General features: G+C 71.5%; 16 protein-coding genes. 6 read left to right on the forward strand and 10 right to left on the reverse strand.

Translation table 11 applies throughout. The annotated features are described in order from the left end of the window. Window positions 1-151: 151 nt before the first annotated feature. Both treS and ACH427_RS14265 read right to left on the reverse strand, forming a co-directional pair. The gene (gene treS / locus ACH427_RS14260; protein WP_398869747.1) at window positions 152-1,885 is read right to left on the reverse strand and encodes a maltose alpha-D-glucosyltransferase; all 1,734 of its coding nucleotides are present in this window, start codon (window positions 1,883-1,885) and stop codon (window positions 152-154) included. Then, on the reverse strand, window positions 1,882-3,888 hold the full coding sequence (locus tag ACH427_RS14265; RefSeq protein ID WP_398869748.1) for a maltotransferase domain-containing protein: 2,007 nt from the start codon (window positions 3,886-3,888) through the stop codon (window positions 1,882-1,884). The genes treS and ACH427_RS14265 overlap by 4 nt, the downstream gene beginning before the upstream one ends. 647 nt (window positions 3,889-4,535) lie before the next feature. Between ACH427_RS14265 and glgP the strand changes: the two genes are divergently transcribed. Next, window positions 4,536-7,163 carry an alpha-glucan family phosphorylase gene (gene glgP / locus ACH427_RS14270; RefSeq protein ID WP_398869749.1) on the forward strand — a complete coding sequence of 876 codons (2,628 nt, stop codon included), beginning with the start codon at window positions 4,536-4,538 and terminating at the stop codon, window positions 7,161-7,163. A 74-nt stretch (window positions 7,164-7,237) separates the two neighbouring features. Here glgP and ACH427_RS14275 read toward each other — a convergent pair whose 3' ends face one another. The 4 genes from ACH427_RS14275 to glgX form a co-directional block, all read right to left on the reverse strand. Then, window positions 7,238-9,520, reverse strand: a complete 2,283-nt coding sequence (locus ACH427_RS14275) for a M4 family metallopeptidase (RefSeq protein ID WP_398869750.1) — start codon at window positions 9,518-9,520, stop codon at window positions 7,238-7,240. A 409-nt stretch (window positions 9,521-9,929) separates the two neighbouring features. Beyond that, window positions 9,930-11,774: an ABC transporter ATP-binding protein gene (locus ACH427_RS14280; protein ID WP_398869751.1), complete on the reverse strand. Its 1,845-nt coding sequence runs from the start codon at window positions 11,772-11,774 to the stop codon at window positions 9,930-9,932. Then, window positions 11,771-13,576 carry an ABC transporter ATP-binding protein gene (locus tag ACH427_RS14285; protein ID WP_398869752.1) on the reverse strand — a complete coding sequence of 602 codons (1,806 nt, stop codon included), beginning with the start codon at window positions 13,574-13,576 and terminating at the stop codon, window positions 11,771-11,773. Before ACH427_RS14285 ends, ACH427_RS14280 begins: the two co-directional genes overlap by 4 nt. Before the next feature lie 263 nt (window positions 13,577-13,839). Further along, window positions 13,840-16,197 carry a glycogen debranching protein GlgX gene (gene glgX / locus ACH427_RS14290; protein WP_398869753.1) on the reverse strand — a complete coding sequence of 786 codons (2,358 nt, stop codon included), beginning with the start codon at window positions 16,195-16,197 and terminating at the stop codon, window positions 13,840-13,842. A 388-nt stretch (window positions 16,198-16,585) separates the two neighbouring features. Between glgX and ACH427_RS14295 the strand changes: the two genes are divergently transcribed. The 5 genes from ACH427_RS14295 (at window position 16,586) to ACH427_RS14315 (ending at window position 20,682) form a co-directional block, all read left to right on the forward strand. Then, window positions 16,586-17,800, forward strand: coding sequence for an Ig-like domain-containing protein (locus ACH427_RS14295; protein WP_398869754.1), 1,215 nt, complete (start codon window positions 16,586-16,588; stop codon window positions 17,798-17,800). A 123-nt stretch (window positions 17,801-17,923) separates the two neighbouring features. Continuing rightward, entirely contained in the window at window positions 17,924-18,691 is a 768-nt protein-coding gene (locus ACH427_RS14300; protein ID WP_398869755.1) for an enoyl-CoA hydratase/isomerase family protein, read from the forward strand. A 327-nt stretch (window positions 18,692-19,018) separates the two neighbouring features. Then, window positions 19,019-19,522 (forward strand): ATP-binding protein, encoded by a 504-nt coding sequence (locus ACH427_RS14305; RefSeq protein WP_398869756.1) that lies wholly within the window; start codon window positions 19,019-19,021, stop codon window positions 19,520-19,522. 387 nt (window positions 19,523-19,909) lie between these two features. Further along, entirely contained in the window at window positions 19,910-20,419 is a 510-nt protein-coding gene (locus tag ACH427_RS14310) for an N-acetylmuramoyl-L-alanine amidase (RefSeq protein ID WP_398869757.1), read from the forward strand. Window positions 20,420-20,457: 38 nt separating this feature from the next. Beyond that, window positions 20,458-20,682, forward strand: a complete 225-nt coding sequence (locus ACH427_RS14315; protein ID WP_398869758.1) for an EF-hand domain-containing protein — start codon at window positions 20,458-20,460, stop codon at window positions 20,680-20,682. Between the two features lie 27 nt (window positions 20,683-20,709). Here ACH427_RS14315 and ACH427_RS14320 read toward each other — a convergent pair whose 3' ends face one another. From ACH427_RS14320 to glyA, 4 genes are all read right to left on the reverse strand, one after another. Further along, on the reverse strand, window positions 20,710-21,018 hold the full coding sequence (locus tag ACH427_RS14320; protein WP_366003756.1) for a hypothetical protein: 309 nt from the start codon (window positions 21,016-21,018) through the stop codon (window positions 20,710-20,712). A gap of 48 nt (window positions 21,019-21,066) precedes the next feature. Next, complete coding sequence (locus tag ACH427_RS14325) at window positions 21,067-21,618, reverse strand: hypothetical protein (RefSeq protein WP_398869759.1); 552 nt, start codon at window positions 21,616-21,618, stop codon at window positions 21,067-21,069. Between the two features lie 108 nt (window positions 21,619-21,726). Next, window positions 21,727-23,109: an L-serine ammonia-lyase gene (locus tag ACH427_RS14330; RefSeq protein ID WP_398869760.1), complete on the reverse strand. Its 1,383-nt coding sequence runs from the start codon at window positions 23,107-23,109 to the stop codon at window positions 21,727-21,729. A gap of 176 nt (window positions 23,110-23,285) precedes the next feature. Next, entirely contained in the window at window positions 23,286-24,548 is a 1,263-nt protein-coding gene (glyA, locus tag ACH427_RS14335; RefSeq protein ID WP_398869761.1) for a serine hydroxymethyltransferase, read from the reverse strand. Between the last annotated feature and the right edge of the window lie 10 nt (window positions 24,549-24,558).

Consider the following 24,558-nt stretch of genomic DNA (forward strand, 5'->3'; position numbering starts at 1 on the left):
CGTGCTGTCGGCCCCGTGGAGGAGGAAGGGGCCTCGGCGGCGGAATCGATCAGTTCGGTCCGGCCCGTGCGTAGTAGTGAGGGTTCCCAGGCTTCGCGGGGGAAAACCGCCCGTGCGCGCCCGATCGGGCCCGGACGCGCACGGGCGCGGCTCAGTGTCCCGGCGGCGGGGGCGCGCTCTGCCGCAGCCGGAACCAGTAGAAGCCGTGACCCGCGAGGGTCAGCAGGTAGGGCAGCTCCCCGATGGCCGGGAAGCGCACCCCGCCGATGAGCTCGACCGGATGCCTGCCGTTGAAGGCCCGCAGATCGAGCTCGGTCGGCTGTGCGAAGCGCGAGAAATTGTTCACGCACAGGACCAGGTCGTCGTCCCGCTGCCCCGGCACCCGCACTTCGCGCAGGAAGGCCAGCACCGCGGGATTGCTGGAGGACAGCTCGGTGTACGAGCCGAGTCCGAAGGCCGGGTTCTGCTTGCGGATCTCGATCATCCGCCGGGTCCAGTGCAGCAGCGAGGACGGGCTGCTCATCGCCGCCTCGACGTTGGTGACCTGATAGCCGTAGACGGGGTCCATGATGGTCGGCAGATACAGCCGCCCCGGATCGCAGGAGGAGAAGCCCGCGTTGCGGTCCGGCGTCCACTGCATCGGTGTCCGCACGCCGTCGCGGTCGCCGAGCCAGATGTTGTCGCCCATGCCGATCTCGTCGCCGTAGTAGAGGATCGGCGAGCCGGGCAGCGACAGCAGGAGCGCGGTGAACAGCTCGATCTGATTGCGGTCGTTGTCGAGCAGCGGGGCGAGCCGGCGCCGGATGCCGATGTTGGCGCGCATCCGCGGGTCCTTGGCGTACTCCGCGTACATGTAGTCGCGTTCCTCGTCCGTGACCATCTCGAGGGTGAGCTCGTCGTGGTTGCGGAGGAAGATGCCCCACTGGCAGCGCGCGGGAATGGCCGGGGTCTTGGCCAGGATTTCCGAGACCGGATAGCGGGATTCCCGCCGTACGGCCATGAAGATGCGCGGCATCACGGGGAAGTGGAACGCCATATGGCACTCGTCGCCGCCGTCGGCGAAGTCGCCGAAGTAGTCGACGACGTCCTCCGGCCACTGATTGGCCTCGGCGAGCAGCACGGTGTCGGGGTAGTGGGCGTCGATCTCGGCCCGCACCCGCTTGAGGAACTCGTGACTGCGCGGCAGGTTCTCGCAGTTGGTGCCCTCCTCGGCGAAGAGGTAGGGCACGGCGTCGAGCCGGAAGCCGTCGATGCCGAGGTCGAGCCAGAACCGCAGTGCCGCCAGGATCTCCTCCTGCACGGCGGGGTTCTCGTAGTTGAGGTCCGGCTGGTGGGAGAAGAAGCGGTGCCAGTAATACTGCTTGCGGACGGGGTCGAAGGTCCAGTTCGAGGACTCGGTGTCCACGAAGATGATCCGCGCGCCCTGGTACTGCTTGTCGTCGTCGGCCCAGACGTAGTAGTCGCCGTAGGGGCCTTCGGGGTCCGCGCGGGACTGCTGGAACCACTCGTGCTGATCGCTCGTATGGTTCATGACAAAATCGATGATGACGCGCATACCGCGCTGGTGTGCCGCGTCCACGAACTCCACGAAGTCGGCGAGGTCACCGAACTCGGGCAGCACCGAGGTGTAGTCCGAGACGTCGTAACCGCCGTCGCGCAGGGGTGACTGGAAGAACGGCGGCAGCCACAGGCAGTCCACGCCCAGCCACTGCAGATAGTCCAGCTTGGCCGTCAGACCCTTGAGGTCGCCGATGCCGTCGCCGTCGCTGTCCTGGAACGACCGGACGAGCACCTCGTAGAAGACGGCGCGCTTGAACCAGTCCGGATCCAGATCCTTCGCGGGGGTGTCCTCGAATGTGTCGGGGACGGGCTCGTTGACGATCATGGTGTGGGTGACCCTCCGATCGGTGAGGACGGTCGCAGCGAGAACACGTGCGCGGGCGCGATGGAACGGCCCGGCTCCAGGCGCACATAGTTGTCCCTGCCCCAGTGATAGGTCTCTCCGGTGAGCTCGTCGCGCACCGGGACGGACTCGTGCCATTCGAGGCCGAGTTCCGGCATGTTCAACGAGACCGTGGCCTCCTGGGTGTGGTGGGGGTCGAGGTTGACGACCGTCAGCACACAGGAGCCGCCGGGGCCGCCGGCCCGCTTGGAATAGGCGATGACGGCGTCGTTGTCGGCGTCATGGAAACGCACGTTGCGCAGCCGGCGCAGGGCGGGCTGCCGCCGCCGCAGCCGGTTGAGCACGGTGAGCAACGGCGCGAGGCTGCGGCCCTCGCGCTCCGCCGCGGCCCAGTCGCGCGGCCGCAGCTGATACTTCTCGGAGTCCAGATACTCCTCGCTGCCCGCCCGCACCGGGGTGTTCTCGCACAGCTCGTAACCGGCGTAGACACCCCAGGAGGGGGAGAGCGTCGCGGCGAGCACGGCCCGGATCTCGAACGCCGCGCGGCCGCCGTCCTGGAGATAGGCGTGCAGGATGTCGGGGGTGTTGACGAAGAAGTTCGGCCGCATGCACGCCGCGCTCGCGTCCCCCGCCAGCTCGGTGAGGTAGTCGGTGAGCTCCTGCTTGGAGTTGCGCCAGGTGAAGTAGGTGTACGACTGCTGGAAGCCGATCGCCCCGAGCGTGCGCATCATGGCCGGCCGGGTGAACGCCTCGGCCAGGAACACCACATCGGGATCCGTGCGGCCCACGTCGCCGATGACCTTCTCCCAGAAGGACACGGGCTTGGTGTGCGGATTGTCGACCCGGAAGATCCGGATCCCGCGCGCCATCCAGAAGCGCAGCACCCGCAGCGTCTCCCGGACGAGCCCGTCGAAGTCCGCGTCGAAGGCCAGCGGATAGATGTCCTGGTACTTCTTCGGGGGGTTCTCGGCGTACGCGATGGTGCCGTCGGCGCGGTGGTGGAACCACTCGGGGTGCTTCTCCACCCACGGGTGCTCCGGGGAGCACTGGAGCGCGAAGTCGAGCGCCACCTCCATGCGCAGCTCGCGCGCCCGCGCCACGAAGTGGTCGAAGTCCTCGAAGGTGCCGAGGTCCGGGTGGAGGGCGTCGTGCCCGCCGTCGGCGGAGCCGATCGCCCAGGGGCTGCCCACGTCGTACGGGCCCGCCGTGAGGCCGTTGTTGGGGCCCTTGCGGAAGGCGGTGCCGATGGGGTGCACCGGAGGGAGGTAGACCACGTCGAAGCCCATGGCCGCGACGGCCGGGAGCCGCTCGGCCGCCGTCCGGAAGGTGCCGCTGACCGGCGGCCCGTCCTTGGGCAGCCGCGCGCCCTCGGAGCGGGGGAACAGCTCGTACCACGAGCCGAACAGGGCCCGTTCGCGCTCGACGAGGACCGGCACCGGCCGGCTGCTGGTGACCAGCTCGCGCAGCGGGTGGGCGGCCAGCGCCGCCGTGACGTCGGGGGCCAGCGCGGCGGCGAGCCGCCCGGCGGGCGGGCGGCCGGTGTCCCGCAGGCCGTCGACGGCGGCGAGCACCGCCTCCCGGCCGTCGTTCTTCGGCACCCCGGCGGCGGCCCGTTCATGGAGCAGCGCGCCTTCCTCCAGGACCAGTTCGGAGTCGATCCCGGCCGGGATCTTGATCCGGGCCTGGTGCCGCCAGCTCTCCACCGGGTCGCTCCACGCCTCCACCGCGTACGTCCAGCGGCCCTCCGCGTCCGGGGTGACCTCGGCGCCCCAGCGGTCGGTGCCGGGCGCCAGCTCCCGCATCGGCGTCCACGGCCCGGAGCGGCCCGCGGGCCCCCGCAGCACCACGTTCGCGCCCACCGCGTCATGGCCCTCGCGGAAGACGGTGGCGGTCACCTGGAAGGACTCGCCCGCCACGGCCTTGACCGGTCTGCGGCCGCAGTCCACGAGCGGGCCGAGGTCCAGGACGGGGATGCGACCGATCATGGGATCACCTGGAGGTTCGACGGAATCGGGAGGTCTGGCGGTTCTGTTCTTTCTATCGGCTCCGCCGGTTCTCGGCCGGGCGCGGGCATGACTGCTCCTGCCCGCGTTCACCCGGGTGGACGCGGAGGAATTGCGCCGGATACGGAGCCGTGGACGACGGTGCGGTGACGCTGACTTCCGTGCATACCGTGTGAGCTTTCCCCTCGGCACCTGGCGAGCATGCCCGTCCCGTGGGACCTACCGGCGCGTAGTTCCCGTGGCACCGCGTGGGGAGGGCGGTCGGCATACCGTCACCCGTAGGAAGTCTCCCCGCTGGGCCGATCGTGTGCAATGTTCCGCAAGGGGATAGGAAGCGGCCGGACGGGGTAGCGCGGGGCCCGCGGCCACCACGTAAGCCGTAGGGTCGCCCGGCTGCCGGAGCGTTTGCTGTACGCGTGGCGTATTCCGCGCTCACGCGTGTGCTGTAGGCGGCGGAGCCCGCTGTGCTGAGAAGGCCGCCGTGACAGCGCCGTCGCCGGCCGGCTCCACAGGTATATCCACGCACCCGTCCGGCACCACGGGGCGCATTCGCCGCACGCTCCCGGCCGCGGCGGGCAGTGTCCCCGACAACCGGGAATCGGTGGCGCCACGGCGCTACCGTCGTGACAGTGAAGGCCATTCGTCGATTCAGTGTGCGCCCCGTCCTTCCGGAGCCCCTACGACCGCTCAGCGAGCTGGCGCGCAATCTGCGCTGGTCCTGGCACCCCGAGACGCGCGAGCTCTTCCAGTCCGTCGACCCCGACGGCTGGCGGGCCGCCGCCGGGGATCCCCTGCGGCTGCTGGGGGCCGTCTCCGCCGACCGGCTGGCGGCCCTCGCCGAGGACCGCCGCTTCCGCCGCCGCCTCGCCGCCGCCTCCGACGATCTGCACGACTACCTCACCGGCCGGCGGTGGTATCAGGAACAGCCCGAAGGACTGCCGGCCGCCGTCGCCTATTTCTCCCCCGAGTTCGGCATCACCGCCGCCCTCCCGCAGTACAGCGGCGGCCTCGGCATCCTCGCCGGCGACCACCTCAAGTCCGCCAGCGACCTCGGCGTCCCCCTCATCGGCGTCGGACTGCTCTACCGCCACGGGTACTTCCGCCAGTCCCTCTCCCGCGAGGGCTGGCAGCAGGAGCACTACCCCCTGCTCGACCCCAACGAGCTCCCGCTGCGGATGCTCCGCGAACCCGACGGCACCCCCAGCCGCGTCTCCCTCGCCCTCCCCGGCGGCCGCTGTCTGCTCGCCTACATCTGGCAGGCCCGTGTCGGCCGCGTGCCCCTGCTCCTCCTCGACTCCGACGTCGAGGAGAACGGCCCCCGCGAGCGCGACGTCACCGACCGGCTCTACGGCGGCGGGGGCGAGCACCGGCTGCTCCAGGAGATGCTCCTGGGCATCGGCGGGGTGCGCGCGCTGCGTACGTACTGCCGGCTCACCGGCCACCCCGAGCCCGAGGTCTTCCACACCAACGAGGGCCACGCCGGATTCCTCGGTCTGGAGCGCATCCGCGAACTCACCGCGCGGGGCACCGACTTCGACGCCGCCCTGGAGAGCGTGCGCGCCGGAGCCGTCTTCACCACCCACACGCCCGTGCCCGCCGGCATCGACCGCTTCGACCGCGAGCTCGTCGCCCGCCACTTCGGCCCCGCCGGGGAACTCCCCGGCATCGACGTCGAACGCGTCCTCGAACTCGGCCTGGAGAGCTACCCCGGCGGCGAGCCCAACCTCTTCAACATGGCGGTCATGGGCCTGCGCCTGGCCCAGCGCGCCAACGGCGTCTCCACCCTCCACGGGCAGGTCAGCCGCCAGATGTTCGCCGGCCTGTGGCCCGGCTTCGACGCCGACGAGGTGCCCATCACCTCCGTCACCAACGGTGTCCACGCCCCCACCTGGGTGGCCCCCGAGGTCATGCGGCTCGGCGCCCGGCAGGTCGGCGCCGGGCGCGCCGAGGACGCCCTCACCGTCGGCGGCTCCCGGCGCTGGGACGCCGTCGACGGCATCGCCGCCGCCGACATCTGGGAACTGCGCCGCACCCTGCGCGAACAGCTCGTCGAGGAGGTGCGGAGCCGGCTGCGTGCCTCCTGGCGCGAGCGCGGCGCGGGCACCGCCGAACTCGGCTGGATCGACGGCGTCCTCGACCCCGACATCCTCACCATCGGCTTCGCCCGCCGCGTCCCCTCGTACAAGCGCCTCACCCTGATGCTCCGCGACCGCGACCGGCTGATGGAACTGCTGCTCCACCCCGAGCGGCCGATCCAGATCGTCGTCGCCGGCAAGGCCCACCCGGCCGACGACAGCGGCAAGCGCCTCGTGCAGGAGCTCGTGCGGTTCGCCGACGACCCGCGCGTGCGCCACCGCATCGTCTTCCTGCCCGACTACGGCATGGCCATGGCCCAGAAGCTCTACCCCGGCTGCGACGTCTGGCTGAACAACCCGCTGCGCCCCCTGGAGGCGTGCGGCACCTCCGGCATGAAGGCCGCGCTCAACGGCTGTCTCAACCTGTCCGTCCTGGACGGCTGGTGGGACGAGTGGTACGAACCCGACTTCGGCTGGGCCATCCCCACCGCCGACGGCGCCGCGACGGACGAGGACCGCCGCGACGACCTGGAGGCCACCGCCCTCTACCGGCTGCTGGAGGAGCGCGTCGCGCCGCGCTTCTACGACCGGGGCGCGGGCGGCCTGCCCGGCCGCTGGATCGAGATGGTCCGCGGCACGCTCACCACCCTCGGCCCGAAGGTGCTGGCCGGGCGCATGGTCAGGGAGTACGTGGAGCGGCTCTACGGGCCCGCCGCCGAGGCCCAGCGCGCGCTGGGCCCGGAGGCCGCCAGGGAACTGGCGGAGTGGAAGCGGCGGGTGCGCGACGCGTGGCCGGGGGTCGCCGTCGACCACGTCGAGGCGGTCGCGGACACCGCGCTCAACGGCACGGCGGAGCTGGGCTCCACGGTCTCCCTGCGGGTGAGCGTCACCCTCGGCGGGCTCGAACCCGCGGACGTCGAGGTGCAGGCGGTCGCCGGGCGCGTCGACCCCGCGGACTGCCTGAGCCGCACGTCGACGTTCCCCCTGAAGCCGACGGGGGCGCCGGGTCTCGACGGCCGCCGGCTCTACGAGGGCCCGCTGACGCTCGACCGCACGGGACCGTTCGGCTACACGGTGCGGATCCTGCCGTCCCACCATCTGCTGGCCAGCGGTGCGGAGATGGGGCTGGTGACCCTGCCGTCGGAGGCGACGGGCGAGGGGGCCGGGGTGCTGCTGCGCTAGCCCCCCCCGCGAGGAGATGAGAGACGCCGCCCGGGGGAGTCGAGCTCTCCCCGGGCGGCGCCTGGACCGGTGGGCTAGAAGCTGAGCCGCCAGCTGTTGAGGGTGCCGCTGTCACCCGCGTACACGTCCTGGACCTGGAGCTTCCACGTGCCGGTGGCCGAGGAGCCGGAGGTGTCGACCGTGTACGTCTCCTTCACGTCCGCCGCGGAGTCCCACGAGTCGGAGTCCTTCAGCCGCCACGACTTGCCGTCGGGCGCGATCAGGTCGATCCGGAGGTCACCGCGGTAGGTGTGCGTGATGTTCACGTCCACCTTCAGCGCGGACGAGCCGTTGCCGCTGCGCGTCACGACGATCGGCGAGGTGACGGCCGCTCCCGCGTCGGGTATCGCCACCGGGGTGGTGTTCTCGAAGACGCTGCCGCCGCCCGTGGTGTTCACGGTCCACTTGAAGGTGGCGGTGCCGGTCCTGCCGCCCGTGTCCTTCACCGTCACGGTCACCGTGCTGGTGCCGGTCGCCGTCGGCGTGCCGGAGATCAGGCCGGTCGAGGCGCCGATCGACAGCCCGGCGGGCAGCCCGGAGGCCGAGTAGGTCAGCGCGCCGGCCGTCGAACTCGTCGCCTTGATCTGGAGCTGGACCGCCGTGTTCACGATGCTGGTCTGGTCGCCGGGGGAGGTGACGGTCACACCGGACGAGACCCGGCCGCCGACGCTGATGGCGGCCCACGCGTTGGCGACGTTGTTGTACGTCTCGCTGCCGACGCCGAACAGCTCGCCGGCGGCCCACAGCGTCGCGTCCCGCGCGCCCGCGTAGTTCGTGTTGGACTGCATGCGCTGGGACAGCGCCTTGAACCAGATCTTCGCGGCGTTGTCCCGGCCGATGCCGGTGACCGGCAGCCCGTCGGCGGTGGGGCTGTCGTAGTGCACGCCGTTGATGTCCTTCGGGCCGCTGCCCTCGGAGGCGAGGTAGAACCAGTGGTTGGCCGGGCCCGAGGAGTAGTGCACGTCGAGTCCGCCGAGGCCGGAGGACCACGCGTCCTTGGAGCGGCCGTCCCGGCTCGGCTTGTCCTGGTAGCGCAGCGGCGTGCCGTTGCCGTTGATGTCGATCTTCTCGCCGATGAGGTAGTCACCCGGGTCGCTCGGGTTGTTCGCCCAGAACTCCACGGCGGTGGCCATGATGTCGGACGTCGCCTCGTTCAGCCCGCCGGACTCCCCGCTGTAGGTGAGGTTGGCGGTGGCGGAGGTGACGCCGTGCGTCATCTCGTGCGCGGCCACGTCGATCGCGGTCAGCGGCTTGGCGTTGCCCGACCCGTCGCCGTAGGTCATGCAGAAGCAGCCGTCGTCCCAGAAGGCGTTGACGTAGCTGTTGCCGTAGTGGACCCGGCTGTAGGCGCCCTGGCCGTCGCCGCGGATGCCGGAGCGGCCGTGCACGTTCTTGTAGTAGTCCCAGGTGAGCTGGGCGCCGTAGTGCGCGTCGGCGCCGGCGGTGGCCGGGTCGCTGTTGCTGCCGCTGCCCCACACGTCGGTGGAGTTGGTGTACAGCGAACCCGTGCCGGACGAACCGTGGTTCAGGTTGTACGTCTTGTGCCCGCCGCGCGTGCCGTCGTCGAGGGTGTACGAGCTGCCGGACCGCGTCGTGCCGAGGCTGACCTGGCCGCTGTACTGGGTGTTGCCCGTGCCCGTCTTGATGCCCTGGTACTGGAAGAGCTTCTTGCCCGTCTTCGCGTCCGCGACGACGTGCAGCTGGTTCGGCGTGCCGTCGTCCTGGAGGCCGCCGACGACCGTCTCGTACGCGAGGACCGGCGTCCCGTCCGCGGCCCAGATCACCTTGCGCGGCGCCGCGTCGGCCTTGGTGGCCTTCGAACCCTGCGCGTTCGCGGCCTTCACCGCGTCCTTCTCGGCGGCGGAGGCCGCCAGCGACGGCGTGGTGGTGGCCACCGCCAGCCGGGCCTTGGTGGCCTTGGCGACGGTCTTGACCGTGCCGCTCCCGGTCGCGTCGACCACGAGGTCCCCGCCGAGCACCGGCAGGCCGTCGTAGGTGCGCTCGTAGCGGGTGTGGCTGGTGCCGTTGACGTCCTTGCCGACGTCCTTGACGACCAGCTGTTCCTTGGCGCCGAGGCCGAGCGTCCGGGCGGTCCGCGCCTTGGTCGCGTTGGCCTCGCGCATCAGCTCGGCGCGCTGCGAGGGGGTGAGCTTGGCGGGCAGCGCGCCGGGGTCGGCCTTGGCGACGACCTTGCGGCCCGCGGTGCCGTGGTCGGACTTCGCGGTGGCTGCGCCGGTCTGCGCGCCGACGGCGAGGACCGCGGTGACGGCGACCAGTGCGCCGGTGGCGACTGCGCGCCGATGGGGGGTGGGTCTCACACTGACTCCTTCTGCGATGGCCACGGTGGGTGGCCGAAGGGCGGCCGGGCTGCCGAGTCGGCCGCCCGGACGGAGCGAGGGGAAGAACGATGCGTCAGTGGGGGGGAAAGCCGATGAGGGAAAAGGGATCACACGACGCCCTGCCGAGAATCCTGTGGGGGAGCTGTGCGTCGGTGGAGGGAAGAGTGCCACCGCAGGCATGTACGTGTCAGGAGCGTGGCGGCAAGTTGGCCGGATAGCGTCCGTTGACGAACAAGCGGGGTCCGCATAGCGGATCGGGAAGGATGCGGGGTGGGGGACCCTTGAACTCCGCCGCGGGGGCCGGGAGACGGGGCCGCCGGGGGCGCCATCCCGACCGGAAATGGTGCAGTCCAATGACGGGCGGCCCCCGGCCGGGGACCGCCCGTCCTCAGACCAGGCTGTCCCGCCAGGCCCGGTGGAGGTCCGCGAAGCGGCCCGTGCCCGCGATGAGCTCGGCCGGTGTGCCGTCCTCCACGACGCGGCCGTCCGCCATGACCAGCACCCGGTCCGCGATCTCGACCGTCGACAGGCGGTGCGCGATCACCACCGCCGTACGCCCGCGCAGCACCGTGCGCATCGCGGCCTGCACCGCCTGCTCGCCGGGGATGTCCAGCGAGGACGTCGCCTCGTCGAGGATGAGGACCGCGGGGTCCGCGAGGAGGGCGCGGGCGAAGGCGATCAACTGCCGCTGGCCCGCCGAGATCCGGCCACCACGCTTGCGGACGTCCGTGTCGTAGCCGTCCGGCAGCGCGGTGATGAAGTCGTGCGCGCCGATGGCCTTCGCCGCCCGCTCCATCTCCGCGCGCGTCGCGTCGGGGCGGCCGATGGCGATGTTCTCCGCGACCGTGCCGGAGAACAGGAACGACTCCTGGGTGACCATGACGACCCCGCGGCGCAGCTCCGGCACGGCCAGCTCGCGCAGCGGGACGCCGTCGAGCCGGACCTCGCCCTCGGTCGGGTCGTAGAACCGGGCGAGCAGCTTGGCCAGCGTGGACTTGCCGGCGCCGGTGGAGCCGACGACGGCCACCGTCCGCCCGGCGGCCAGGGTCAGGCCGAAGCGGGGCAGCACCTCGCCGCCCGTGCGGTAGGCGAAGCGCACCCCGTCGAAGACCACCTCACGGCCCGGAGTGCCCGCGGGCCGCTCCGGCAGCGTCCTGGGGTGCGCGGGCTCGGGGACGGAGGGGCGCTGGGCGAGCAGTCCGGCGATCTTCTCCAGGGACGCGGCGGCCGACTGATAGGTGTTGAGGAACATCCCGAGCCGGTCGATCGGGTCGTACAGCCGCCGCAGGTAGAGCACCGAGGCGGCGAGCACGCCGAGCGCCAGGTCGCCGGAGGCCACCCGGTGGGCACTCCACAGGACGATCGCCGCCAGCGCGATGTTGGCCACCATCCGGGACGAGAAGATGTAGCGGGCCATCTCCAGCATCGCGGCCACATTGGCCGTGCGGTGGCGGGAGTTGAGCTCGGCGAAGTGCGCGTCGTTGGCGCGTTCCCGGCGGAACGCCTGCACCGGCCGGATGCCGTTCATCGTCTCGGTGAACTTCACGATGACGGCCGCGATCGCCGTGGACCGCTCGCCGTAGACGACCAGCGCGCGCCGCCGGTAGGAGCGCACGAAGAGATACAGCGGCGCGAAGGACAGCAGGGCCGCGCCCCCGATGCCGAGGTCGAGCCAGAGCAGCGTCGCCGAGACGTACACCACCGACAGGGCGACGGCGATGAGCTCCTGGAGGCCGTCGTTGAGCAGCTCGCGGATCGACTCGACGTCGGAGGTCGCGCGGGAGATCAGCCGGCCGGAGGTGTAGCGCTCGTGGAAGTCGACGCTGAGCGCCTGCGCGTGGCGGAAGATCCGGCCGCGCAGGTCCAGGAGCATGTCCTGGCCGATACGGGCGGACAGCCGCACGAAGGCCAGCTGGAGCAGGCCGGAGGCCAGCGCGCACAGGGCGTAGCCGGCGCCGACGGCGATCAGCGGGCCGTGGTCGCCGTGGCGCACGGCGGGCACCCCGCGGTCGATGGCGTACGCCACCAGCAGCGGGCCCGCCTGGACGGCGGCCTGCTGGAGCAGCAGGACGACGACGGCGAACCGGACCGCGCCCCGGGCGGGGGCGAGGAGTGAGCGCAGCAGCGCGCGGGAGGCGCCCTTGGGCGCGGGCAGGACGTCCCGGGTGACCGGGTCACCGGCGTCCGCCGGTCCGGCCTCCTCGGCCTGCTCCTCGGAGACGGTGGTGGTCATCGTCGCGGCCCTCCCTGAAAGGCGTGGTCGTCCCGGCCGGACATCAGCGACGCGTACTCCTCGTTGCCGTGCAGCAGTTCGTGGTGGGTGCCGACCGCCGTGACGCGCCCGCCGGAGAGCAGGGCCACCCGGTCGGCGAGCAGGACGGTGGACGGGCGGTGGGCGACCACCAGGGCCGTGGTCGTGGCCAGCACCTCGCGCAGCGCCGCCTCCACCAGGGCCTCGGTGTGGACATCGAGCGCGGAGAGCGGGTCGTCGAGGATGAGGAAGCGGGGCGAGCCGACGACCGCGCGGGCCAGCGCGAGGCGCTGCCGCTGCCCGCCGGACAGGCTCAGCCCCTGCTCGCCGACCTGGGTGGCGGGGCCGTCGGGCAGGGCGTGCGCGAAGTCGGCCTGGGCGACCGACAACGCCCGTACGAGATCGGCCTCCTGGGCGTGCGCGGCGCCCATCAGGACGTTCTCGGCGACGGTGGCCGAGAAGAGCGTGGGGTCCTCGAAGGCGACGGAGACGAGCTCGCGCAGCCGCTCGCGGGGGAGCGCCGCGATGTCCCGGCCGTCGAGGGTGATCCGCCCGGCGGTCGCCTCGTGGAGGCGTGGGATCAGCGCGGTGAGGGTGGTCTTGCCGCTGCCGGTGGTGCCGACGAGCGCCATGGTCTCGCCGGGTCTGATGTGCAGGTCGATGCCCCGCAGTACGGGCGGGGAGCCGGCGGGCGCGTCGGGATAGCGGAACTCGACGCCTTCCAGGCGGATTCCGTCACCCCGCGGCCGGGCGGGCACCGGTGCGTCGAGGGCATCGAGGGCCTCGGGAGCTTCGGCTGGCGGCTCCGTGTCGAGCACCTCGAAGAAGCGGTCCGCGGCCGTCGCCGACTCGTTCGTCACCGCGAGCAGGAAGCCGATCGACTCCACCGGCCAGCGCAGCGCGAGCGCCGTGGAGAGGAACGCCACCAGGGTGCCGGCCGACAGCTCGCCGTCGGCGACCTGCACCACCCCGAGCAGCAGCGCCGCCCCGATCGCCAGCTCCGGCAGGATCATGATCAGCGCCCAGAGCGTCCCCAGCAGGCCCGCCTTGCGCAGCTCGGTCGACCGCAGCCGGCCCGAGAGCGCCATGAAGGCGCGCTCCTGGCGGTGGTGCCGCCCGAAGCCCTTGATGACGCGGATGCCGAGGACGCTCTCCTCGACGGCCGTCGTCAGATCGCCCACCTGGTCCTGCGCGGTGCGCGCGGCCCGGGAATAGCGCTCCTCGAACGTCCAGCACAGCGCGACCAGCGGTACCACCGGCGCGAGCAGCACCAGGCCCAGCAGCCACTGCTGCATCAGCAGAATGGCGAAGCCGACCACGATGGTCACCCCGTTGACCAGCAGGAAGGTCAGCGGGAACGCCAGGAATATCCGCAGCAGCATCAGATCGGTCGTGCCACGCGAGAGCAACTGCCCCGAGGGCCACTGGTCGTGGAAGGCCACCGGCAGCCGCTGGAGGCGGGCGTAGAGGTCGGCCCGCATGTCCGCCTCGACGCCGGCCAGCGGGCGGGCGATCAGCCGGCGGCGCGCCGTGAACAGCACCGCCTCCAAGACGCCGAGGGCCAGCAGCAGGGCACCGCCCAGCCAGACGCCCGACGGGTCGCGCTCGGCGATGGGGCCGTCCACCATCCACTTCAGCACCAGGGGGAAGGCGAGACCTATGCAGGACGCGACGACCGCCACGGCTGCCGCGAGGAACAGGCGGGTGCGGACGGGGCGCACGTAGGGCCAAAGTCGCAGCAGCGACCGGGCAGTTGAGTGGGGCACTTCTCGGGTGGCAGTCATCAGGAGTGAGGGTACGGTTGACTGCTTACCGTGCCCACGTCTTTTTCTCGGCCCGGCTGCGGGGCCGGTTCGCCGCCCGCGGCGGGAGCGCCCTTCGCGCGTTGTCCTCGAACGCCGGACGGGCTGAATCGCGCACCCGCATCAGCCATGTCCAGCCCGTTCGGCGTTCGAGGACGCGACCGAAGGTCGCTGGGGTCCGGGGTCTCCCCGTTTTCGGGCAGGGGCGGGCAGGGGCGGGCAGGGGAAAAGCCCGTCGCAGGCGGCTACGGGCAAGGCCGAGGCGGGGAAGAAGCCGCCGGCACGGCCCGCAGGAGGAGGACCGAGCGCGGGCGGACAGCCACCGGCGTGCCCCCCACCCGCACCGTGCCCGGCGCCGAAGCCTGCGCCTCCAGCGCCGTGTTCACCAGGAGTTCGTACGCCGAAGCCCACGGCGGCCCGGGCAGCGTGAAGCGGACCGGTCCGGCGCCCGCGTGCAGGACCGTCAGGAAGCTGTCGTCGGTGACCGGTCGACCGGAGGGGTCGCGCCGCGGGATGTCCCGGCCGGAGAGGAACATGCCGAGCGTGGCCGCCGGCGCGTACCAGTCGGCCTCCGTCATCTCCGTGCCGTCCGCCGTGAACCAGGCCAGATCCCGCAGCCCGTCCGCCGCCTGGGGGCGGCCGGAGAAGAAGGAGCGGCTGCGCAGCACGGGGTGGGCACGGCGCAGGGCGAGGAGCCGGCCGGACAGCTCGGCGAGCGCCCGCCAGCCGGGGTCCGCCAGGAGGGACCAGTCGACCCAGCTGGTGTCGTTGTCCTGGCAGTACGCGTTGTTGTTGCCGCCCTGCGTGCGGCCCATCTCGTCACCGGCCACCAGCATCGGCACACCGGTGGACAGCAGCAGGGTGGTCAGCAGGTTCCGGGCCTGCCGCCTGCGCAGCGCGAGGACGGCCGGGTCGTCGGTCTCGCCCTCGGCGCCGCAGTTCCAGGACCGGTTGTCGCCGGTGCCGTCGCGGTTGCCCTCGCCGTTGGCCTCGTTGTGCTTCTGCTCGTAACTGACGAGGTCGCGCAGGGTGAATCCGTCGTGCGCGGTGACGAAGTTGACGGAGGCGTACGGCCTGCGGCCGCCCCAGGCGTAGAGGTCGCTGGAGCCGGACAGGCGATAGCCGAGGTCCCGTACGTCCGGCAGCGCGCCCCGCCAGAAGTCGCGCACGGCGTCGCGGTAGCGGTCGTTCCACTCCGTCCACAGCGGCGGGAAGGCGCCCACCTGATAGCCGCCCGACCCCACGTCCCACGGCTCGGCTATGAGCTTGACGCGGCGCAGCACCGGGTCCTGGGCGATGACCGCGAGGAAGGGGGAGAGCATGTCGACGTCATGCATCGACCGGGCGAGCGCCGCCGCCAGGTCGAAGCGGAAGCCGTCGACGCCCATCTCGGTCACCCAGTAGCGCAGCGAGTCGGTGATCAGGCGGAGGACGTTCGGCTGCACCACGTGGAGGGTGTTGCCGCAGCCGGTGTAGTCGGCGTAGCGGCGGGCGTCGTCCTGGAGGCGGTAGTAGCGGCGGTTGTCCACGCCGCGCAGCGAGAGCGTCGGCCCGAGCTCGCCGCCCTCCGCCGTGTGGTTGTAGACGACGTCGAGGATGACCTCGATGCCCGCCGCGTGCAAGGCCCGCACCATCCGCTTGAACTCGCCGACCTGCCGGCCGCGCGTCCCGGTCGCCGCGTAGCCGGCGTGCGGCGCGAAGTAGCCGATGGAGTTGTAGCCCCAGTAGTTGCGCAGCCCGCGCCGCAGCAGGTGCTCCTCGTGCGCGAACTGGTGGACGGGCAGCAGCTCGACGGCGGTCACCCCGAGGCGCACCAGGTGATCGACGGCCGCCGGGTGGGCGAGCCCCGCGTAAGTGCCGCGCAGCCGCTCGGGGATGCCGGGGTGGCGCATGGTGAAGCCGCGCACGTGCAGTTCGTAGATGACCGAGTCGGCCCACGGCGTCTTCGGCCGGTGGTCGTCCGCCCAGTCGTCGTCGTCCGCGACGACGACGCCCTTGGGGACGTACGGGGCCGAGTCGCGGTCGTCGCGCACGGTGTCGGCGACGTACTGCTGCGGCCAGTCGCGGACGTGTCCGTAGACCTCGGGCGGGAGGGTGAAATCACCGTCCACGGCCCGGGCGTAGGGGTCGAGGAGGAGCTTGGCGGGGTTCCAGCGCGCGCCGGTCCAGGGGTCCCAGCGGCCGTGCACGCGGTAGCCGTAGCGGCGGCCGGGGCGTACGCCCGGGACGAAGCCGTGCCATATCTCGTGCGTCAACTCCTCCAGGAGCAGGCGGGTTTCACGCCCCTGGTGCGGTGCGCCCTCGGGGCCGGGGCCAGGCTCGTCGTCGAACAGGCACAGCTCGACGGCCTCCGCCCCGCCGGCCCACAGGGCGAAATTGGTCCCCGCCACTCCGTCGGCCCCCACGCGGTAGCGCGCGCCCAGCGGCTCCGAGCTGCCCGGCCGCACCGCCGGGCGGGCCGGGGCCTGTGCCCGCCGGTGGCCGTTGACGGCGGACACGGCGGGCGGCGCCGCGCCGCCCGCCGTAGAGGGCAGGGCGGGGGCGCCCGCGAACCGGTCGTCCCGCCCGTCCCGTTCCGCCCGTTGCTCGGGTGCGCTCGACACGTCTTCGCCTCCGGCGGCTCTCGACCAGCGCGCCGGGCACCCGGCTTCCCGTGCCGGATGTCGGCGGTCCTGTCCTTCCCCCAGTTCTGCCCAGATCCACGCATGCGCTCACCCGTGTGATCGGACCCGACACCTGTGCGGGAGCTGTGCGGGTACGGCCCAGCCGGATGGTCAACGGCGGGTCTGTGGCCGGTTTAAGATGCCTCGATTCGGCCACAGCTCACTCCTCACGCGTATGCCTCGTACCACCGTTCCCATTTGCTGCGGAACGGTGACATTCGCGAGCCATGCGCTGTCGGTGGCATGTGGTTATCTATCGCCATGCGCGTGCTGACGCGCTCAGGGGGCGCCGCGTGGCCGCGGGCCGTGCGAAGGGGAGACAACCGTTGTGAACACGCAGCTGATATCGAGGGGGCGCGCCGGCCGCAGGGGTCTGTTCGCGCTGCTGCTCGGGGCGCTGTTGTTGCTGGTCACCGCCTGCGGTGGGGACGGTGACACCAAGAAGGACGGTGCGGGGAAGGACGACGGCAAGCCCTCGCAGGCCGTGGTGACGATCGCGCCGGAGGACGGCGCGAAGGACGTCGCGACGAGCGGCGCGCTCAAGGTCACCGCGGACAAGGGCACCCTGACCTCCGTCAAGGTCGCCGACGCCAAGGGCACCGCCGTGGACGGCAGGATCGCCGACGGCGGCGCGTCCTGGGAGCCGGCCGCTCACCTGGCCGCCTCCACGAAGTACACGGTGGACGCCCTGGCGAAGGACAAGAACGGCCGCACGTCCGCCAAGCACGCGACGTTCACCACCCTCATCCCGCAGAACACATTCGTCGGCTACTTCACGCCGGAGGACGGCAGCACGGTCGGCGTCGGCATGCCCGTATCGCTCACTTTCAGCCGCGGCATCGACAACGCCAAGGCCGTCGAGCAGGCCGTGAAGGTGACCGCCGAGCCGTCCGTGCCCATCAAGGCCCACTGGTTCGGCAACGACCGCCTCGACTTCCGCCCCGAGAAATACTGGGCCGCGGGCACCAAGGTGACGCTGGAGATGCACCTCAACGGCGTCGAGGGCCGTGCCGGGGTCTACGGCACGCAGGACAAGACCGTGAAGTTCACCGTCGGCCGCAGCCAGGTGAGCACCGTGGACGCCGCCAGCCACCAGATGACGGTCGAGCGGGACGGCAAGACGCTCAAGACCATCCCGATCTCCGCCGGCGCCCCGGGCCACTCGACGTACAACGGCCAGATGGTCATCAGCGAGAAGTACGACGTGACGCGGATGGACGGCAACACGGTCGGCTTCGGCGGCGAGTACGACATCGCGGACGTGCCGCACGCCATGCGCCTGTCGACGTCCGGCACCTTCATCCACGGCAACTACTGGTCGGGCGAGGGCACCTTCGGCTCGGAGAACGCGAGCCACGGCTGCGTGGGCCTGTTCGACCAGCGCGGCGGCGGCGACCCGTCCACCCCGGCCGCGTGGTTCTACGACAACTCGCTCATCGGCGACGTCGTCGTGGTCAAGAACTCCAATGACAAGACGATCCAGCCGGACAACGGGCTCAACGGCTGGAACATGCCCTGGTCCGAGTGGACCGCCGGGAGCTGACGCCCCCACTCCCTGACGGCCGGGCGGCCCGGTGCGCTTGTGTGACCAAGTGCACCGGGCCGCTCGCTGTCCGGCCGCCGCGCGGGGCAGACCCCCGCGAGGCCCTGAAGCTAACCTGCTGTCATGACTGTGCATCTTGAGGCCGCCGAGGGCGTCGGGACCATCCGGCTCGACCGTCCGCCCATGAACGCGCTCGACATCGCCACCCAGGACCAGCTCCGCGAGCTCGCGGAGGAGGCGACCCACCGCGCGGACGTGCGGGCCGTGGTGCTGTGGGGCGGGGAGAAGGTGTTCGCGGCCGGCGCGGACATCAAGGAGATGCAGAGGATGGACCACGCGGCCATGGTGGCCCGCTCCCGTGGCCTCCAGGACGCCTTCACCGCCGTCGCCCGCATCCCCAAGCCCGTCGTCGCCGCCGTCACCGGCTACGCGCTCGGCGGCGGCTGCGAGCTCGCGCTCTGCGCCGACTTCCGCATCGCCGCGGACAACGCCAAGCTCGGCCAGCCGGAGATCCTGCTCGGCCTGATCCCGGGCGCGGGCGGCACCCAGCGGCTGGCCCGGCTCGTCGGCCCGTCCAGGGCCAAGGACCTCATCTTCACCGGCCGTCAGGTGAAGGCCCCCGAGGCGCTGGAGCTCGGCCTCGTCGACCGGGTCGTGCCGGCCGCGGAGGTCTACGAGCAGGCGCACGCGTGGGCCGCGAAGCTCGCCGCCGGCCCCGCGCTCGCGCTGCGCGCCGCGAAGGAGGCCGTGGACACGGGTCTGGAGACCGACATCGACACCGGGCTCGCCATCGAACGCAACTGGTTCGCCGGGCTGTTCGCCACCGAGGACCGGGAGATCGGGATGCGCAGTTTTGTCGAGGACGGACCCGGCAAGGCCAAGTTCGTCTGAAAATCGACAGGTTGGGCATGAGTGTCGCGGGGGCCGCCGAACGGTCGGTGGCCCCTTCGCCGTTGCCCCGGCACGCTCGGCCGGCATGCCGGGCGGTTGCCTCTTGTGGGGGAATTCCCCGAGGTGTGCGAACCCATCGAAATGACCTTGTTCCATGCGCTGAGCGATCATCTGTGCACCTGCGGTCACCGCAGGTCAGTCCGCATTTTTTGGGTGACTTGCTGCCCATGGCATATGTCGCCGAACGGTGTTGGAGGAGCGGATTCCGCTCCGGTGAATCCCTTGGTTCCAGCCCACGGCGTCTTTACGGCGGCCATGATGGGGTGCATGGCGGGCCTGGAAGGAACGGATCAGCCGCGGCAGCGAAGTGGCACGGCCGCTGTGCGCTGGATGCCGTCCGCAGAGGATGAACTGGCGCTCAAGGCGCTCGACCTGTTCGGCGACCCCACACTCGGCGAAGTCCAGCTGCCCTCCCGCCCGGAGTCGGCGATCGCCGCCCGGCGGCTCACCCAGTCCGTCGTCCTGCGGCACTGGGGACTCTCCCCCCAGCTCGCCGAGCACGCCGTGCTGCTGGTCTCCGAGCTCGTGGGCAACGCCGTCCGGCACACCGGGGCGCGCTGCTTCGGGCTGCGGATGCTGCGCCGCCGCGGCTGGCTGCGCATCGAGGTGCGCGACCCCTCCCGCGGGCTGCCGTGCCTGATGCCGGTGCACGAGCTCGACACGAGCGGACGCGGGCTCTTCCTGGTCGACAAGCTCTCGGACCGCTGGGGCGTGGATCTGCTGGCCCGTGGCAAGACGACGTGGTTCGAGATGAGGGTCGCGGACCGCTGAGCCGCCCCGGCGCGGCCGGGAAACGCAGAGGCCCCCATCCGTCGGTATGCGACGGGCCGGGGGCCTCTGCGTGCGGCCGCGGAGAAATGGGGTGTGTTCCGCGGCCGGAAGAACGACCTGGCCCGGGTCAATGGGGGTCGTGTCATCGACTATGGCAGACAGTCGCGTGTCAGCCAAAGCGGCTATCGGGGCAGATTCGGGCAATTCAGGAGAGATATCTCGTTAATCAAAGGTGAGTTGTAACACCTGCCTTACATTCCATGAATGAACCAGCGGTAACCCCTATTTTTATGCGGAGTCCATGTCGGTCCTTGCGAGCCGGGCCGTTCTGGAGTGTCATGTCCCCGCCGGGCTGCCGACCGGTGTGCCCGCCATCCGGGAGCCCCCATGGACGAAGACACCGCCACCACCCCCTATCCCCCCACGCACTGGATACCGGCGAACAGCGCCAACTACACCGTCTCCAGCCGCCCCTCCGCCCACCCGGTCGACTTCCTCGTGATCCATGTGACCCAGGAGACCTTCGGCGACGCGATGCGGATCTTCCAGGACCCCGCGGCCAGGGTCTCGGCGCACTACATGGTCGCCTCCGCGGACGGCTACATCGGCCAGTTCGTCCGCGAGAAGGACATCGCCTGGCACGCCGGCAACTGGGACTACAACACCCGCAGCATCGGCATCGAGCACGAGGGCTGGATCGACCGCCCCGCATACTTCACCGACGCGATGTACCGCTCCTCGGCCCGGCTCGCCGCCGCCGTCTGCGCCCGCTACGGCATCCCGCGGACCCGCGACCACATCATCGGCCACGTCGAGGTGCCCGGCTCCACCCACACCGACCCCGGCCCCCACTGGGACTGGGACCGCTATATCGGCCTGGTGATCAGCGGCGGCTAATCTGTGCCGGTCACACCAGCACACAAGGGGAGGCCCACATGGCCGACAACGCGACGCGCGAGGCCGAAGCGCGCAAGGCTTTCGAACGGTTCGACGCCGACGGGGACGGTCTGATCACCGCCGCCGAGTACAAGAGCGTGATGGCTCAGCTCGGCGACTTCAACGTCACCGAGACCGTGGCCCAGGCCATCATCAACAAGAAGGACGCCAACGGCGACGGCGTGCTGTCCTTCGAGGAGTTCTGGGCCTCCCTCAACGGCTGATCCGGCCCCCGCACGGCTCCCGGCGGGTCAGCGCCAGCCTCTGCGCTGCGCACTGGCCCGCCGCCTGCGGTCGTTGCACAGCAGGCACCGGCCCCAGCCCGGCGGCAGCGGGTCGTCCTTGTCGCCGTGGAGCGGATCCACGGGCCCCTTGGGGTGCTCCGCGCACGCCGTCGCGCCCAGTCCGGCGCCCAGGGCACCGGCCGCGGTCAACGCCCGGCGCAGGGCGTCGAGAAGCTGGTCGGCCTCATGCGGGGCCGGGGCGGCGTCGAGGGCGAAGGCGATGTCCGAGGCGGTGCTGAGCGCGCTCTGGAGTTCGCGCAGGTCTGCGTAACTCATGCTGGAGAGCGTACGCGCCACCACTGACAACGCCCGCCCCCAGGAAGATCAGACCGCGGTCAGCGCCCAGCTCCGCTCCGCCCGGAGCGAGGACGCGTCACGCGCCGGCCGCACCCCTTCGCCCGCCGCCGTCCGGACCCCGCCCGCGCGGCGCGATTCCTGCGCCCAGACGCGGCCGTCGGCCTCGGACGCCACCTTGCGCAGACCGCCCGCACCGGCCGGAGCGGTACGGAACCGCTGCTCCGGAGCCTCCGTGTCGCACAGCGCGGTGACCAGCAGCGAGCCCTTCCGGTCGATGCAGTGGTAGGGCTCGGCCACCGACGAGAACTGATGGGTGGCCGCGCTGTACAGCCAGGACTGCCGGGCCGGAGTCACCGCGTCGCACGCCTCCAGCGCCACCAGCCTGGGCCGCGCCGCGCCCCGTGGGTCGCGGTAGCCGGCCCCCTCCGCCGTCAGGCAGCCGCTGTACGCGCCGTTCTGCAGCCGTACGGCCGAGGACGGCACCGCCGCGGGCGCGGCGACGGCGGAGGGCGCCGCGAGACCGAAGGCGGCGGTGAGGGCGCCGAGGATCGCGGCAGTGGCGCGGGCGTGGTGGCGCATGGCGGGGGCTCCTCGCGGTGGAACGGCCGACGAGGAGCCGACACTACTTCCGGGGGGCACGCGGTGACACGATGTTTCCGGCCATGATCCCCGAGCGGGAGCGCCCGTTCAGCACTCGATGACGTTGACCGCGAGCCCGCCCCGCGCCGTCTCCTTGTACTTGACCTTCATGTCGGCGCCCGTCTCCTTCATGGTCTTGATGACCTTGTCGAGGGAGACGTGGTGGCGGCCGTCGCCGCGCAGGGCCATGCGGGCGGCGGTGACGGCCTTGGCCGCGGCCATGCCGTTGCGCTCGATGCAGGGGATCTGCACCAGGCCGCCGACCGGGTCGCAGGTCAGGCCCAGGTTGTGCTCCATGCCGATCTCGGCCGCGTTCTCGACCTGCTCGGGCGAGCCGCCGAGGACCTCGGCGAGGCCGCCGGAGGCCATCGAGCAGGCGGAGCCGACCTCGCCCTGGCAGCCGACCTCGGCGCCGGAGATCGAGGCGTTCTCCTTGAAGAGCATGCCGATCGCGCCCGCGGCGAGCAGGAAGCGGACGATGCCGTCCTCGTCCGCGCCGGGCACGAAGTTCATGTAGTAGTGCAGCACGGCCGGGATGATGCCCGCGGCGCCGTTGGTGGGCGCGGTCACGACGCGGCCGCCCGCGGCGTTCTCCTCGTTGACGGCCATGGCGTAGATCGTGATCCACTCCATCGCGCGGGCCTGCGGGTCGCCCTCGGCGCGCAGCTGGCGGGCGGAGTTGGCCGCGCGGCGGCGCACCTTGAGGCCGCCGGGGAGGATGCCCTCGCGGGACATGCCGCGGGAGACGCACGCCTGCATGACGCGCCAGATCTCCAGCAGACCCGCACGGATCTCGGACTCCGTGCGCCACGCCTTCTCGTTCTCCAGCATCAGGGCGGAGATCGACAGGCCCGTCTCGCGGGACATCCGCAGCAGCTCGTCGCCCGTGCGGAAGGGGTACTTCAGCACGGTGTCGTCCAGGACGATCCGGTCCTCGCCGACCGCGTCCTCGTCCACGACGAAGCCGCCGCCGACGGAGTAGTAGGTCTTCTCCAGCAGGGGCGCGCCGGCCTCGTCGTAGGCGAAGAGGGTCATGCCGTTCGCGTGGTACGGCAGGGAGCGGCGGCGGTGCAGGATCAGCTGGGTGGACTCGTCGAAGTCGATCTCGTGCGTCGAGCCGATCTCCGCGCCGAGCAGCCGCAGCCGCTTCGAGGAGCGGATGCGCTCGACCTCGTCGTCCGCGGTCTCCACATCGACCGTGCGGGGGGAGTGGCCCTCCAGGCCGAGCAGCACGGCCTTGGGCGTGCCGTGGCCGTGACCGGTGGCGCCCAGCGAGCCGAAGAGCTCGGCGCGCACGGAGGTGGTGTGGGCCAGCAGGCCCTCGTTCTTCAGCCGGCGCGTGAACATCAGCGCGGCCCGCATCGGGCCGACCGTGTGGGAGCTGGACGGGCCTATGCCGATCGAGAAGAGATCGAAAACGGAGATGGCCACGGTGGCGCTCCCTCGGGTCGGTGGTACGGGGTGTGACGCGGGCGGCCGGGCCACGGTCGGTGCACACGGGGTGCCACGTGAGTGATCCGGCGTCCCGCCACGTGGTGCGGGGCACCGGGCTCACCTTCCAGTGTGCCCAGTGCCCCGTACCAGCGGGTGAATCGGGTCCTGCTCGGTTACTTCAGGCCGGCGTACAGCGGGTGCTTGTCCGCCAGGGCCGTGACGCGGGAGCGCAGGGACTCCACGTCGTAGGACGGCTTCAGCGCCGCGGCGATGATCTCCGCGACCTCGCGGAAGTCCTCGGCCTGGAAGCCGCGGGTGGCCAGCGCGGGGGTGCCGATCCGCAGACCCGAGGTGACCATCGGGGGCCGCGGGTCGTTCGGGATGGCGTTGCGGTTGACCGTGATCCCGACCTCGTGGAGGCGGTCCTCGGCCTGCTGGCCGTCCAGCTGGGAGTTGCGGAGGTCCACCAGCACCAGGTGCACGTCCGTGCCGCCGGAGAGGACGGACACGCCCGCCTCGGCGACATCGGCCTGCACCAGACGCTCGGCCAGGATCTTCGCGCCTTCCAGCGTACGCTGCTGGCGCTCCTTGAACTCCTCGCTCGCCGCGACCTTGAAGGAGACGGCCTTGGCCGCGATCACGTGCTCCAGCGGGCCACCCTGCTGACCGGGGAAGACGGCGGAGTTGATCTTCTTGGCCAGCTCGGCCGTGGAGAGGATCACACCACCGCGGGGGCCGCCCAGCGTCTTGTGGGTGGTCGTGGTGACGACGTGCGCGTGCGGCACCGGGGAGGGGTGCAGCCCGGCGGCGACGAGACCCGCGAAGTGGGCCATGTCGACCATCAGGTACGCGCCGACCTCGTCCGCGATCCGGCGGAAGGCCGCGAAGTCCAGCTGGCGCGGGTAGGCCGACCAGCCGGCGACGATCAGCTTCGGGCGGTGCTCCTTGGCGAGGCGCTCGACCTCGTCCATGTCGACCAGGTTGGTCGCCTCGTCGACGTGGTACGCGACCACGTTGTAGAGCTTGCCGGAGAAGTTGATCTTCATGCCGTGGGTCAGGTGCCCGCCGTGGGCGAGGTTCAGACCCAGGATGGTGTCGCCGGGGTTGAGCAGCGCGAACATCGCGGCCGCGTTCGCCTGCGCGCCGGAGTGCGGCTGGACGTTCGCGTGCTCGGCGCCGAAGAGCGCCTTGATCCGGTCGATGGCGATCTGCTCGACGACGTCGACGTGCTCGCAGCCACCGTAGTAGCGGCGGCCCGGGTAGCCCTCGGCGTACTTGTTGGTGAGGACCGAGCCCTGGGCCTCCATGACGGCGACCGGAGCGAAGTTCTCCGACGCGATCATCTCGAGGGTGGACTGCTGGCGGTGGAGTTCGGCGTCGACAGCGGCGGCGACGTCGGGGTCGAGCTCATGGAGGGAGCTGTTCAGAAGCGACATGAGTTCTTCC

It is taken from the genome of Streptomyces sp. NPDC020379, from assembly GCF_044387105.1.
Lineage (GTDB): Bacteria > Actinomycetota > Actinomycetes > Streptomycetales > Streptomycetaceae > Streptomyces.